We start from the raw sequence: 14,641 nt of genomic DNA, 5'->3' as shown, positions 1-14,641 counted from the left end.
TATTCACTTATGGCTGTATCATCTCCAACCAGCAACCCTGAATCTCCGATCGAAAATATCAAAAAGGCGATCGGCAAAATCACCTTACCTTGGGGAATCACCCTAGGCTACCTCAGCTTAATGCTATTGCTCCCAGTTGCAGCAATGCTCCTGAAAGCCAGCACAGCAAACCCCGCCGAATTTTGGGCAATTGCCACCAGTCCGATCGCCCTTTCCGCCTACGATGTCACCTTCGTTACGGCATTAATTGCGGCATTAATTAACGGAGTATTCGGCACATTAATTGCCTGGGTATTAGTCCGCTACGACTTTCCCTTAAAACGGGTTGTCGATGCAGCAGTTGATTTACCTTTTGCACTGCCAACCTCCGTCGCGGGTTTAACTCTCGCCACAGTTTACAGCGATAACGGCTGGATCGGCGGGCTATTTGCACCCTTGGGAATCAAGATATCATTTACTCGCTTGGGCGTAGGAATAGCGATGATCTTTATTTCCTTGCCCTTTATCGTGCGGACTGTACAGCCAGTTTTAAACGAAATGGAAAAAGACATCGAAGAAGCAGCTTGGTGCTTGGGTGCTTCTCAATTTCAAACCTTCTGGCGAGTAGTTTTACCGCCGCTGTTCCCGTCTATTTTAACCGGAGTTGCCCTCGGGTTTTCGCGAGCGGTTGGCGAGTATGGCTCTACTGTAATTGTAGCTTCTAACATACCCTTCAAAGATTTAATCGCGCCAGTATTAATTTTTCAAAGATTGGAACAGTACGACTATGCAGGAGCCACAGTTATCGGCACTATCCTGTTAGGTATTTCGCTGACAATGCTGTTCGCAATTAATCTCTTACAAGCATGGAGAAGACGCTATGACGGCTAATATCAATTCACCCGCTGATTACAAATTTCCGCCTGCGGGTTCTAGTCGGAGTCAGGAGAAAGCCTGGGTAAAACCCACCTTAATCGGAATTGCAAGCGGCTATCTTGCTCTCGTCTTATTTATCCCCATGGTCAACGTTTTTTACCAAGCTTTCCGAAAGGGATTTGAGCCATTTTTTTCTAACTTAACCTCGCCCGATTTTCTGCACGCAGCGCAACTTACCCTGGTGATTTCTCTGATTGTCGTGCCTGTAAATACAGTCTTCGGTTTATGTGCAGCCTGGGTAATTGGTCGCAATAAATTTCGGGGGCGCACGCTATTAATCAGCATTTTAGACGTGCCGTTTGCCATATCTCCCGTAGTTGCAGGTTTAATGATTGTATTGCTTTACGGTCGGGTGGGATGGTTCGGGCCGTGGCTGGAGGCCGCCAATATCAAGGTTATTTTTGCCTTCCCTGGAATGGTGCTGGCTACTGCTTTTGTTACCTTGCCTTTTGTAGCCCGCGAAGTAATTCCTGTTTTGGAAGAAGTGGGTACAGATCAAGAAGAGGCGGCCAAAACTTTGGGAGCAAATGACTGGCAAATTTTCTGGAATGTCACGCTTCCCAGTATTCGCTGGGGATTGCTTTACGGAGTAATTTTGACCAATGCTAGAGCAATGGGAGAATTTGGAGCCGTCTCTGTGGTGTCGGGAAATATTGCTAAAAAAACCCAAACTTTGCCTTTGTTTGTAGAGGATGCTTACAAGCAGTACGCGACGCAAGCCGCATTTTCAGCGGCGGTAATTCTAGGTTTTTTAGGAGTTATTACCCTCGTGCTTAAGGAGATTTTGGAACGAAAAACTAGCATTAAGGAGGTTGAAGAATAATCATCAGTCATTAGGCTGTAGGGTACGAAGTTGTTAGTCATTAGTAGGGTGGGGATCTATCGACAATCTGCTTGGAATCTGGAAAATATCGCAGCTTGGCACCCTACAAGATATTGGTGCAAAATGTAAACTGAAACAAACATTAGGAGGCCCAAATGTTAGCTCACAACACTAGCGAATCTGAATTTGAGGTGATCGGCAATTTTCACAAAACCCAAGAATCAGATATTCCCAAATCTGATAGTGCTGACAGCAGACCAACTCAAACCCGCATTCGCATTCGTGTTCCTAAACAGTACCATCAGGAACCTGTGATCTCTAACCTGATTTCTGAATACGGTTTGACGGTGAATTTTAATGCCGCTTTGTTGGGTGTCAAAACTTTAGATGACGGTTGGTTTGACTTGGAACTTAACGGTACAAGTAAACAGATTGAAACTGCTCTAATTTATCTCAATGATTTAGATGTGGAAATCTGGAGCAATTCCAATAATCCCGATGAAGAAAGTTGGTAATTAGTAAGTCTTGCACGCACCAACCTGGAAGAGGAGTTAATATTCTGCACTGACACGCATAATTTTATTTATTCTAGGCGGTGTATTGAGTCTAATAGCCTCCAGGAATGTTAGTCATGAGTCCGCATATCTCTTCCTGTAAAATTACCGTTATCACGCTTCTAGTGAGGAATGCAAGTCCTCATAAAACTCAGAGGACTTGTATTCCTTACAACCAAGCAATTTGATTGCGGTTGTTCGTTAGCGAAGGTTGCAGAAGAGGATCGCACATACATATCATTCAGCAGCCAACAACTACCAAATAATATCAGCTTACAGCTAATAACCGTGATTGATAACTCTTGACTCACAAATATCGATCGCCATCGGTTAATTATTTGATTGACAATTTTTATAAAATCTGGTACTTTATCCATTTCGGGTAGAGCATAAAACAGCGCGCAAGTTTCGTCCAACTTTTTGGGAAACAGCCGGAACAATATTCCCCTTTAAAACTTCTCAACCATCAAACTAACTCTGTTAGGGCATGGCAGCATAAAAGAACGTTTTTGTCAATATTCAATTTAGGTGAAAGTTAGGTGAGGTGAAAGTTAGGGGCGATCGACTCTCATCCGCACCGGAAAAAGATCGATCGCTGCTGCGGTTGCTTTGTGCTATGAATTTGATGTGTGCGTGTACCAGGAGAATTTAAACGTGGAACTCTATAAAGAACCGAAACACCAGATAGTTTTTGCAGATTCACAAGTTAAAGATTGCGAAAGTTTAACAGAAACGGTCACTCCCGATACAGAAATTGTTATTCTGAAAGCCGATCGCGACGGCATCGAGCAAATCGCCGAAACACTTAAACAGCGGCAAAACATTGCAGCCGTCCACATTTTGTCTCACGGCGCAGCAGCCAGCTTGCAACTGGGAGCAACAGAACTAAATCTCAGCAACATTGAAAGCTACCGCAATTATTTAGAAACATGGTTTGCTTTGCCAACAACTGAGGCAAACTCTAACTCTCCAATTACAGCTAAACCCGAAATTCTGCTTTACGGTTGCAACGTCGCCGCCACAGAAGCAGGTGTGGCTTTCGTGGAAAGGCTGAGCCAGCTCACGGGAGCAAATATTGCCGCTTCCGATAACTTGACTGGGAATGCTGCGTTGGGTGGAGACTGGGAACTCGAAGTAACTACGGGCAACATTCAAACACCTTTGGCATTTTCTGCGGAGGCGAGGGAAGCTTACAGTGGCGTGTTAGCAACCTTTACCGCTACCGACTTTACCAGTCTGAACAACGCCATCCTTTTTGCTAATGTCCTGCCGGATGCTGATGATATCAACATCACTGGTCCTATCACCTTCAGTCCCGGACAAGTTCTGCCTGTAATTAGTAACCCTGTTAACTTTGTTGGCAGCACTACAACTGGAATTACGATCGACGGCGGTGGTAATAGCCGACTATTTTTCGTTGACACCACTGCCACAGTCACCTTATCTAACCTCACACTTCAAAATGGAGTAGCAATTGGCAAACCGGGAACTCTTGGTGGTGGTGGCGGCGCTGGCTTAGGTGGCGCACTTTTTATCAACAAGGGTACTGTCAATATTGACAGCGTTACCTTTGCTAGCAATACAGCAACAGGTGGTGCAGGTGCGCTCGGGAGCGGTGGTGCAGGTGGCAACAGCGACTTAAGCACCGGTAGCGTAGGTAGTACCCCGGGTGCTGCTGGTGCCGGTGGTATTGGTGGTACACCCGATGGTGCCGGTGGTATTGGTGGTACTGCTCTGGCTGGTGGTACTGGCTTCCCTGGTGGTACTGGTGGTACTGGTGGCATTGGCGGTACTGGTGGTGCAACCAATGGTCCTGGAGGCAATGGTAGTGCTGGTGGTACTGGCGGTGCAGGAGCCTTCGGTGGCGGCGGTGGTGGTGGTGGCACTGGTGGTGCTGGCCAGAATGGGACTGGCACTGGTAACGGTGGTAATGGTGGTGTTGGCGGTGCTGGTGGTGCTGGCGGTGTCGGTGGCGGTGGCGGCCCTGGTGGCCTTGGTGGTGCTGCTGGTACTGGTACTGTTCCTGGTATCGCTGGTACTGTTGGTGTCGGTGGTGCTGGTGGCTTTGGTGGTGGCGGTGGTGCTGGAAGCACTGGTGGTGCTGGTGGCGGTGGCGGTGCTGGTGCCGGTGGTACTACTGGCGGTGGCGGTGGCGCTGGTTTAGGAGGTGCTATTTTCCTCAATACAGGCAGCACCTTAAAGGTGAGCAACAGCACCTTTAGCGCAAATAAAGTGACAGGTGGTGCCGCTGGGGGCAACGGTATTGCTGGTCAGGGCTTAGGTGGCGCGATTTTTGTCAACACAGGTGCTACGGCTAATTTGACGAACACTACCATTGCCCTCAACACTGCCAGCGACAATGGCGGCGGCGTATTCAACTCTGGGATAGCTAACGTCAACAACACAATCGTCATTAGCAACTCTGGCGGAGTCACCCCCGAAATTAACACCATCACCGCAGGTGCTAACAACGTTACTACAGGTGGTACGCCGGGAACCCTCCCCCCTTGGCTGGGCGCACTAGGCAAGAATTTCGGTGGCATCGTCCCAACCCACAACTTAATTAATAGTCCTGGCAATCCTGTCATCAATCTCGGCAACGCAGCCACCGCCCTCAACGCAATAACTGGTGCGGCTCTTACTACTGACCAACGTGGCACTGAATTTAACATTCCCTTTGCCCGTACCGTCAACGGCGCTGTTGATATCGGCGCTTATGAGTACGGCCCCACAATTACTGGTCAGAAATTCAATGACCTCAATGGCAATGGCGTTAAAGACGGGACTGATGCCACCGCCACAACTCCAGCGCAAAACTTTGTTATTTATGTAGACGACAACAACAACAATGCGCCGGACCCCACTGAAGAGCAGGCTACCGTCGCCACAGGAGGTACATACACCCTCCTCGACACGAAGACTAACAGCCCGATTAAGGAAGTGGCAGTAACTGGTTGGCAGCAAACTCTCCCCGCTACAGGCGCAACTCCCTACAGCACAGGTGTTGCTGACGCTGCTACGGGCCGAGACTTTGGCAACTTCCAACTGACATCGATCGCGGGCAAAACCTACACCGATGTCGCCGGCAACGCCGTCTTAGACATTTCCACCGACCCCACCTTCAACGGCGTCACGGTCACTTTATACAAAGACACCAACCTCAACGGCACGCTAGAAGTCGGCACAGATACGGTTGTGGGCGCGCCGGTAACGAGTGCGGGAGCCGGAGATTACCTATTCTCAAATATCGGCCCCGGGAATTACCTGATACAAGCCACTGCCCCAGCCAACTCCAGTATTTCTTTCCCCGCTACCCCAATTCTAGTTAGTGCCCAAAGCGGTACTCCCGTCACCGGTCAAAACTTCGGCGTTTTCCAAAACATCACCGTTAGCGGCACCAAATTCACTGACCTCACAGGCAACGGCTTCTCTGCCGACGATACGCCCTCCCCCGTTACTACTATCGTTCGCTTGTTCAAAGATACTAACAATAACAGCACTTTAGATAGCGGTGACGCGGAAATCGCCTTTCAAGGTACCGGAACAGCGCCAGCGGCTGCTGGGACGTATAGCTTTGCCAACGTCGGCTCCGGTCGGCACTTTGTGAGACAAGACGTACCGACTGGTTTCTCACAAACCGCCGGCCCGGCTTTTTATACAATTAACCCGGTCAGTGGCACAAACATTACGGCTCAAGACTTTGGCAACTTCCAGTTGGGCAAAATCAGCGGGATTAAATTTAACGATCTCAACAAAAATGGCATCCAAGATGCGCCAGCAGAACAACCCCTAGGAGGCTGGAGAATCTACGTGGATGCCAACAATAACGGCACCTTCGATGCTGATGAAGAAAGCGAAATCACGGATGCTACGGGTCAGTATGAGATCGACGACCTTACAGCCGGCACTTATACAGTGCGGGAAGTGCCACAAACTGGCTGGACGCAAACTGTACCCCCCGTCAACCCAGCCACGCCTACCCTTTCAGGCGCGTTTACGATCGCCGTCACCAGCGGTACAAACTCCCAAAACAACAACTTCGGCAACTTCAAGCCCAACTCGATTAGTGGTCGGAAGTTCAATGACCTCAACAACAACGGGGTACAAGATACCGGGGAACTAGGACTTCCCAATTGGAAATTCTTCCTCGATACCAACAACAACGGCACTCTCGACACGGGAGAAGCGAACACTGACACCGATCCCGCAGGCAACTACAAATTCCTCGATTTGTCAGCAGGAACCTACAAGGTGCGGGAAGTCTTGCAGCCTACTTGGACGCAAACTACCCCCGACCCCGCCGACATCACTGTCACCAGCGGTCAAGACATCACTAATATCAACTTCGGCAACTTCCAGTCGAGCACAATCAGCGGTCAAAAATTCAATGACCTCAACAACAACGGCGTTAAGGATGCCGGAGAATTGGGGCTAGCTAACTGGCAAATATTCCTCGACAGTATCAATCCGGATGGATTGTTTCAGCAGGGCGAACCAACTACCATTACTGATGCAGCGGGCAACTACACTCTCCGAGATATACCCGCAGGTACTTACCAGGTAAGGGAAGTCCAGCAAAACGGCTGGACGCAGACGACCCCCAACCCCGCCCCCGTTACTGTTAATCCCCCAAATAACATCACCGGCATTGACTTCGGCAACTTCTTGCCACAACCAGGCGCGATCCGAGGTCTGAAGTTCCAAGACACCAACAACAATGGCACTCAGGATGCTGGAGAACCGGGTTTACCCAATTTCCAAATTCAGTTAACCAATGTCGTAGCTGGAACTGCTCCTGCTCCTGTTACTACTACCACAGACAACAGTGGCAACTACCTGTTCGCGAACCTAACCCCGGGAACCTACCGCGTCAGGGAAGTCAACCAACCTGGGTTTACCCAAAGCACGCCCCAACCGGCCGACATCGCCCTAACTTCAGGCGCTATTGTCACCGGCATCAACTTCGGGAACTTCCCAGCGCCGACGCCGACGCCGACGCCTCCACCTGAACCGCCGACGCCGCCACGGCCACCTGAACCGCCGACGCCGACGCCTGCTGCACCGACGCCGACGCCGACGCCTGCTGCACCGACGCCGACACCGACGCCTGCTGCACCGACGCCGACGCCGACGCCTGCTGCACCGACGCCGACGCCTGCTGCACCGACGCCGACGCCGACGCCTGCTGCACCGACGCCGACGCCTGCTGTACCGACAGATTTGGTTTGCCCTGAGAACTTCCCCAGGATCGCTACTCCCAATGATCCCGGCACTTCTTCAGCGGGTAATGTGATCAACGGCCCTAACGGCGACGATACGATCGTGGGTAGTGTCGGCAATGACTCTATCTTAGGGTTGGGCGGCAACGATTTGATCTTTGGTCGAGGGGGCGGCGACTACATCAATGGCAATATTGCCAACGATACTGTCTACGGAGGCATCGATAGCGATACTCTCTTCGGTGGCAAAGGCTTTGACCTGATTTTTGGCGATCGCGGTAACGATACGATTTATGGCAATCGTGGCAACGACTCTCTCTCTGGTGACGAAGGCAATGACGTATTGTACGGCGGCAAAGCCGATGACGTAATTTTGGGAGGCGCTGGCGATGACGTGCTAATTGGCGATCAAGGCAATGACACTCTCTGCGGCGGCGAGGGTAACAATACCTTAATTGGCGGCAGTGGCGATGATTTGCTCTTTGGTGACACCGGCGATAACTTGCTCTTTGGTGGCATTGGCAGCGATACCCTCGTCGGCGGCATTGGCAGCAATGGCTTTGTCTTGTCAGCGAGCGGAGGAATTGACACCATTTTCAACTTCACCGAAGGAGTGGATTCGATCGAGTTGGTGGGAGGCTTGGACTTCAATCAACTGTCATTGACCGAAACTAATGGCTCCACGGCGATCGGGCTTGCTAACAGCGACCAGATTTTGGCTATAGTGACGGGCGTGCAGCCGAGCCAGTTATCAGCTCAGAGTTTTAGCTTGTTGGTTTAGTCCGCAGATCGAACTCGGCAGTTGCAACCGATCCTACACTTGCCTGTCGTCCCAGCAGAGAGGGACTACCCGAAAGCAGAGCCTCTAAACCCATGTTTAGAGGCTCTGCCAAAGAAGGGGAACGAATTCCGTTCCCCTTCTTTGGTCAAATTTGTTCGAGATACTTTAGCAAGTCTGCCATTTCTTGCGGACTCGGCTGAAACTGGGGCATTGGTGGGGTTTGCCCGCTGGTGACTTGCCGGATCAGATCGAATTCGGATTTGCGCTCGGACACTCCGTGCAAGTTGGGCCCGACTTGACTTTCTGAAACCGATGTGTGACACCCCGCACAGTTCATTTGAAAGATGGCGGAACCCTGAAACGGGTTGCCCGTCAGGGATAGTACGCTTTTGACGTAAGGATCGGCGACTTGAAACTGACGAATTGTCATACTCGCCAACATGATGGCAACCAACACCGCTAGCGCAAATATGGCAAGTCGCTCGATCGGGTTTTTAATTTCATTCCTGGCAAGTTGGTTATTCAAAGGAGTTCAATTAAAAATAGTATCTACAAGAAAATTTATTTCTCATAACATAGCTTAATCGTTCGCAGCGGGGAGAGCAAGCTCTGAGACCCACGGAAGGCTGCTTTTGGGAAAATTCATCTGTATAAGTGCTGGTAATATTAAAAATAGGTTGTTAAATCTTAACGTTAAGGAGCTCTCATGGTAGAACCGCTACTTTCAGGTATTGTTCTGGGTCTAATCTTTGTTACTCTGGCGGGGCTGTTTTTTGCGGCTTATCAGCAGTACAAGCGCGGCGATCAGTTGGGTATCAATAAGTAAAAGGGGCTACAGTCCCTCACTCAGGCTGTCAGGGGGAGGGGGAATTGGGAATTGGGCATGGGGCATGGGGCATTAATCTACCTACTGACTTCTTCCTTCTTCCCTCTTCCCTCTTCCCTCTTCCCTCTTCCCTCTTCCCTCTTCCCTCTCCCCTCTTCCCTCTTCCCTCTTCCTTCTTCCCTCTTCCTTCTTCCTTCTTCCTTCTTCCTTCGTTAAAGATATCGATCGAGAATAGCAGCAGTTTGCAGCCCTGTTTTTTCCCAGCTAAATTGTTTTGCTCTGGCTAAACCGAGATCCCGCAAGTGCGATCGAACTTTGGCATCGACTGCAAGCTCTTGCATAGCAGAGGCAATTTCCTCGACGCTGTAGGGGTTGACTAATAAGGCTGCACCCCCCGCCACTTCGGGCATTGAAGACAGGTTAGAGGTGATGACAGGAGTGCCGCAGCCCATTGCTTCAAGCACGGGGAGGCCGAATCCTTCCCAAAGACTGGGGAAAACCAGCGCGATCGCTTGGTTGATGACTTTGGGCAAGTCGGCTGCGGGGAGGTAATCTAAGAATTTTACTCGATCGACCAATCCCAATTCTTGAACCTGCGCCTTCAGCAGCGGCGTATAGCGTTTGTCTTCCGAACCTGCTATCCACAATTCGTACTCGGAATTATGATGCAAAGCAGCAAATGCTGCTACAACTCGCTGCACGTTTTTATACGGATTGTGGCGACCGATATAAAGAAAATAATTGCTTGTTGGTAAGTCTAAAAAACGGAAAAAACTGGTATCGTATCCGGGGAAAATTGGCGTAATTAAATTAGTAGGAATATTACAAAAATTAGCGATATCTTTGGCTGTTGATTCTGAGTCGCAAATGACGTGTTGAGCCTGCCGCAGCACTTGGGGAATGTAGTAGCGGTGATAAGGTGTCAGAGGATCGAAGCGACGGGGAAATCGCAGCGCTATCAAGTCATGTACTGTAATTACATAGCGGCAACCTGCAAATAAAGGAGCTTCGGGAATTGGGGAAAATAACAGGTTAGATTTTAGCTGTTTGTAAATTTTGGGAAGTTTGGTTTGTGTCCACACCAATCGGTTGATGTGTCCTTTAATTCCTTGTTCTGGTGTTAGATTGGCGGCGATTTGGTAGCAGTTGCTATTGGGAATTTTTTTTGCTGTTAGTAATGTGGGATTGAGGGATTTTAGGTGGGGAAATAGGTTTTTGGCGTAGATGGCTAAGCCGGTTGGTTTGGAAATTAGGAAGGAGAGGTTGATTAGTAAGTTAGATTGGGGATTGGGCATGGGATAATATGTAGATTGCGGTTTTTTGGTGGGATTTTTTTTAACCGCAGAGGGCGCAGAGGACGCAGAGAGGAGAAAGGAAGAGACGGAAGATTTAAAGATATTGCTGTAAGATGTTGGCGGTTGCTTTTCCGGTTTTGTGCCAGCTAAATTGAGAGGATCTGGCTAAACTCGCAGTTTTTAAGTTCGATCGCACTTTTGAATCTGTGGCTACTGTTTGCATGGCTTCGGCTATTTCTCCGACGCTGTAAGGATTGACTAATAATGTGGCATCTCCGGCTACTTCTGGCATCGATGACAGGTTGGATGTGATGACGGGTGTGCCGCAAGCCATTGCTTCTAAAATTGGTAAGCCGAATCCTTCCCAAAGTGTAGGGAAAACTAGGGCGATCGCCTGATTCATCAGTACGGGCAATTGAGAATAGGGAACGTAACCGAGAAACTTTACCAAAGATTGTAAACCTAATTCTTCCACTTGTGCTGTCAACTGCGGCGTGTAGGCATTGGGAGGCCCTGCTAGCCACAATTCGTAATTTGCGCGATCGGGCAAACTCGCAAATGCAGCAATTAATCTTTCCAAGTTTTTGTAAGGATCGTGTCTGCCGGTATAAAGAAAATAATTTTTGGCGGGCAAGTCGAGATATCTAAAATTAATATTATCGCAAGCTAGGGGAATGGCGGTCATTTTCTGACGCGGAATCTGGAAAAAGTTAGCAACATCTGCCGCAGTTGCTTGAGAATCGCAAATAATGTGTTCTGCTTGCCGCAAAACCTGCGGTATGTAGTAGCGGAAATAAGCTGTTAAACGAGAAAACCGTCGGGGAAATCGCAAAGGAATTAAATCGTGAACTGTGACGATGTAGCGGCAGCCGGAATACAAAGGTGCTTCGGGAATTGGGGAAAACATCAGGGTGGACTGCAATTTTTTGTAAATTTTTGGTAACTCAAACTGAGTCCACAGCAGCCTGTTAATTTGTCCTTTCGGGCCGCGATTCGGTGCTAGAGTTTCGGGGATGTGATAGCAAGTATAATTTTCAATTTGCTGGGAAACAAGTAATGTGGGTTCTAGCTGTTGCAGTTGCGGGAAAAGATTAGCTGCATAAGTTCCGATTCCAGTTGGTTCAGGAGTTAAGAAGGACAAATTGATTAACAGTGAATTAGACATAATTTTAGATATCCGGCGACTGGAAGTCGCAACTACACATACAAAGTCCGCCTGCGCGGACTGAAGAAAACGGTAATAAAATCGACTTTGATATTAGTCCTATGCAAGAGGACTTTAGCTTTTGGCTAGGGGTTTTAAGCCCTGGTGGACTATTTAATTAGCCTTTAAGTTCGATCGAGCATTTGAGCTATATCGGCAGGATTTGGCAGCAGAATTGTAGCATACTCTTGGTGAATAATCTCAAAAAAACTCTTGACTTTTTTCTCGAAACGTGCAAGTCTAAAGTTCTGACTGCGCTGCTGTGCACCAGCTTGAAGTTCTGCTAGCAAATCGGGATTAACAATTAGTTGATGTGAGTGCTGGCACAGTTCCTCAACGGTATTGAACAAAAAGCCCGATCGCCCATGTTCGACAATTTCCGGTTGGCCACCGCCGTTGAAGACAATCGGAACACAACAGTTTTGCATTGCTTCCACAGTCGCCATCCCAAAATGTTCAAATCTTTGAGGATTGACTTCACCCAAACCGCAGCCGTGCCAAAAGATGCTCGCTCTAGCATAAAGTGATTTTACATCATCAAAGTCAGCATTGACTTTTAGCTCGATCGCCCTTGAATCTTGCTTCAATAAATTCTGAACCGTCTTTAAATAAGGATTTTTCGGAATGCTACTTCCGGCTAAAATGAGCCGCCATCCTTGAAATTCTTCGGGATAATCTCCTAACAAACTGCGGAAAGCTTTAATTAGTTCAATTTGCTTTTTTGTGCCCCCAGATTCAAACTGTCCCACCGCCAAAATTATTTTTTCTTTCGGCACTTTAACTGTTGCCATTTCCACGGGCGGATAAAGCAGAAAAGTTGGCTGTAGGTTCCAGCGTTTCTCCAACCACTTAACAGTAAAGTGACTGTTGGCAATAATAAAAGTGTAATCATCGACAGCAAAGTGACAGTTGCGGAAGGTATTGGGAAAGTGGCAGAAAAATACTGATATCGGTGACAGTGGTTTGACTTTTTCCAGTTGGTTCGCGTTGATAAAAATATCGTAGTTTTTGCTTTCTCTGGCAATTTCATCAAAGGGATTTTCCATATCTTCCACGATGATGCTGGAATCGATGCACTGCATTCCGCGTTTCTCGTAAAACGCCAAGGGAAGAATTTTAATTTTGCATCCTGAAAGGTTGAGTCCGTACCACGATTCTAAGTCGGAAACAGCAACTGGTTTGTTGGCGATAAAAGTAATGTCAAATTCATTTTGTAGCAGCGAGGCGATGGTAGCGACGTATTTTTGACCGCCACCAATAAAATGCAGTCCGTGATCGTAAATGGCGATCGACATTTTGCGATCGCCCCGAACCACCTGCAATCGAGACAAAATGCGATCGATCTTCATCCGACTGTAAATCACCGCCAACTTTTCCGACAACTGTGGCAATACAGTTTCAATGATTTCAGGTTTCTGATAATCAAGCAGCTTTTTAATCGCTACAAATAAACTCTCGAACAGCAAATCGTACTGCTTGTTAGTAAAAAAATCAGAAGTATGAATTCCCTTGACTAATTGCAACGGTTCATGTTTTGCCAAATACAAAAACCGATTCCGGTTGCAGAAATACTCGGTAAGTTTGCTTCCTTTACTCGAACCCCGATACTCGTGATGGGCGATTGCTGCGGGAGTATAAAGCATTTTCCAACCGCGCTTGTGGCAGCGTTTGGCAAACTCTACATCTTCAAAGTACATGACAAAATCTTCATCTATCGGCCCCACATCTTCGAGACATTCCCTGCGAAAAAGGACCGCCGCCCAACAAAGCCCTTCGACTTCCTGTTCTGTATCGTACTGTCCCGAATCTTTTTCGCCAAAACCGACATCTCGCCAATAAAAATTAGGTAATTGCTGAATACCAGCGCTGTTAATCCGCCCGTCTTTAAACAGCAATTTGCCGCTAGTCGCACCTACTTCTTTATTAGTTTCTAGCCGTTTTACAAGAATCTCTAACCAGTGACTGTCAAGGGTAGCATCGTTATTTAGAAAGGCGATATATTTCCCTTTTGCTTCGCTGATGCCGAGGTTGAGGGCTTTAGCAAAGTTGTTGGCGGAGTTGACAAAAATGCGAACTTTTGGAAATAGTTCGCGCAGGGAAGTAACGGAATCGTCTTGAGAACAATTATCAATTACAATTAAATCTAGTTGCTGTTCGGGATACGCAAGTTTTTGTAGAGATTTTAAGCAATCTTTCGTGTGGCGCAGACCGTTATAGTTGACTATAATTAACGAGCATATGGGCAGTGTGGTCATCTTTGATGCTTTATTGTTGTCGATCGAGCAATTGAGCGGTAAGCTTCTCTAAAATAGCAGTATGTTGCTGCTGCACTGCTTTAATTTGCTCTATTTCAGACTGAAAAGCTGCGATCGCATTTTGTTGAGTCTCAAGCTGTGCTGTAACTTCGGGAGATGCGCTGCTGAATTCGGATTGAATTTTTTTCTCTATAGTTTGTTGATTTTCTTGCAATTTTTGCAATTGAATGCTCAATGTTTGAACGACGCGGGTATTGGCAAAATTGTAAATTACTTGTCGTTCGAGTACGGGTCTGAGCAATTTTCGGACTATTTTTCTAACTGCAATTACTGCGGAACCCAGCCGTCTTTGGTAAGAGGTAATGGGGATGTTATAAATGTCGAAACCTGTCTTTAAAAGGGCGATGTCTTCGTCATCTTCATCTCGGGCGATCGCACTATTTTCGGTTCCCAACAACGGCGGCTCAGCAATACCAATTCGCGGCTCCAAAGTTTGCCGCAATCTATCTATTATCTTTTGAGTTGGTATTTCTTCGTAGTGCAAACTTTCCTCTCCTTTAGATAACTTACTATGACTTATTATGGAACAGGCATATTTGCTGTTTCACTCATTGTAACTAATGGTGAACAGCCATCTTTGCTGTGTGAATAATTGTAAGTAATTGTGCACAGGCAAGATGCCTGTTCAAGGGCGGGCAGGATGCCCACCCCACAAGAAAATTCATCTCTTGTTAAATCAGGATTATTGCTTCCGATATTGGCAATATCT

Annotated in this window: 10 protein-coding genes; 5 read left to right on the top strand and 5 right to left on the bottom strand. The window is 47.8% G+C overall.

Annotation, left to right across the window (positions count from 1 at the left end):
• Positions 1 to 9 precede the first annotated feature (9 nt).
• The 4 genes from cysT to QUA47_RS08480 all read left to right on the top strand — a co-directional run bounded on the left by cysT (position 10) and on the right by QUA47_RS08480 (position 8,292).
• The gene (gene cysT, locus QUA47_RS08495) at positions 10 to 870 is read left to right on the top strand and encodes a sulfate ABC transporter permease subunit CysT (protein WP_333430429.1); all 861 of its coding nucleotides are present in this window, start codon (positions 10 to 12) and stop codon (positions 868 to 870) included.
• Positions 860 to 1,738, top strand: coding sequence for a sulfate ABC transporter permease subunit CysW (gene cysW / locus QUA47_RS08490; RefSeq protein ID WP_333283065.1), 879 nt, complete (start codon positions 860 to 862; stop codon positions 1,736 to 1,738). Before cysT ends, cysW begins: the two co-directional genes overlap by 11 nt.
• A 155-nt stretch (positions 1,739 to 1,893) precedes the next feature.
• The gene (locus QUA47_RS08485) at positions 1,894 to 2,253 is read left to right on the top strand and encodes an NIL domain-containing protein (RefSeq protein WP_333430428.1); all 360 of its coding nucleotides are present in this window, start codon (positions 1,894 to 1,896) and stop codon (positions 2,251 to 2,253) included.
• Between the two features lie 693 nt (positions 2,254 to 2,946).
• Complete coding sequence (locus QUA47_RS08480; protein WP_333430427.1) at positions 2,947 to 8,292, top strand: DUF4347 domain-containing protein; 5,346 nt, start codon at positions 2,947 to 2,949, stop codon at positions 8,290 to 8,292.
• 145 nt (positions 8,293 to 8,437) lie between these two features.
• Here the strand turns inward: QUA47_RS08480 and QUA47_RS08475 are convergent, their stop codons facing one another.
• The gene (locus QUA47_RS08475) at positions 8,438 to 8,818 is read right to left on the bottom strand and encodes a c-type cytochrome (protein WP_190656795.1); all 381 of its coding nucleotides are present in this window, start codon (positions 8,816 to 8,818) and stop codon (positions 8,438 to 8,440) included.
• A gap of 180 nt (positions 8,819 to 8,998) precedes the next feature.
• Between QUA47_RS08475 and petG the strand changes: the two genes are divergently transcribed.
• Positions 8,999 to 9,118 (top strand): cytochrome b6-f complex subunit V, encoded by a 120-nt coding sequence (gene petG / locus QUA47_RS08470; protein WP_006632329.1) that lies wholly within the window; start codon positions 8,999 to 9,001, stop codon positions 9,116 to 9,118.
• 212 nt (positions 9,119 to 9,330) lie between these two features.
• Here the strand turns inward: petG and QUA47_RS08465 are convergent, their stop codons facing one another.
• The 4 genes from QUA47_RS08465 to QUA47_RS08450 all read right to left on the bottom strand — a co-directional run bounded on the left by QUA47_RS08465 (position 9,331) and on the right by QUA47_RS08450 (position 14,416).
• On the bottom strand, positions 9,331 to 10,413 hold the full coding sequence (locus QUA47_RS08465) for a glycosyltransferase family 1 protein (RefSeq protein ID WP_333430426.1): 1,083 nt from the start codon (positions 10,411 to 10,413) through the stop codon (positions 9,331 to 9,333).
• A gap of 94 nt (positions 10,414 to 10,507) precedes the next feature.
• Complete coding sequence (locus QUA47_RS08460; protein WP_333430425.1) at positions 10,508 to 11,578, bottom strand: glycosyltransferase family 1 protein; 1,071 nt, start codon at positions 11,576 to 11,578, stop codon at positions 10,508 to 10,510.
• A gap of 164 nt (positions 11,579 to 11,742) precedes the next feature.
• Entirely contained in the window at positions 11,743 to 13,872 is a 2,130-nt protein-coding gene (locus tag QUA47_RS08455; protein ID WP_333430424.1) for a glycosyltransferase, read from the bottom strand.
• Between the two features lie 10 nt (positions 13,873 to 13,882).
• A complete protein-coding gene (locus QUA47_RS08450) occupies positions 13,883 to 14,416 on the bottom strand; it encodes a hypothetical protein (RefSeq protein WP_333430423.1) in 534 nt (177 codons plus the stop codon).
• Positions 14,417 to 14,641 lie beyond the last annotated feature (225 nt).

The sequence above is a fragment of the Microcoleus sp. MON2_D5 genome (genome assembly GCF_036701905.1).
Classification (GTDB): Bacteria; Cyanobacteriota; Cyanobacteriia; order Cyanobacteriales; family Microcoleaceae; genus Microcoleus.
This window is presented reverse-complemented; position numbering and strand designations above follow the sequence as displayed.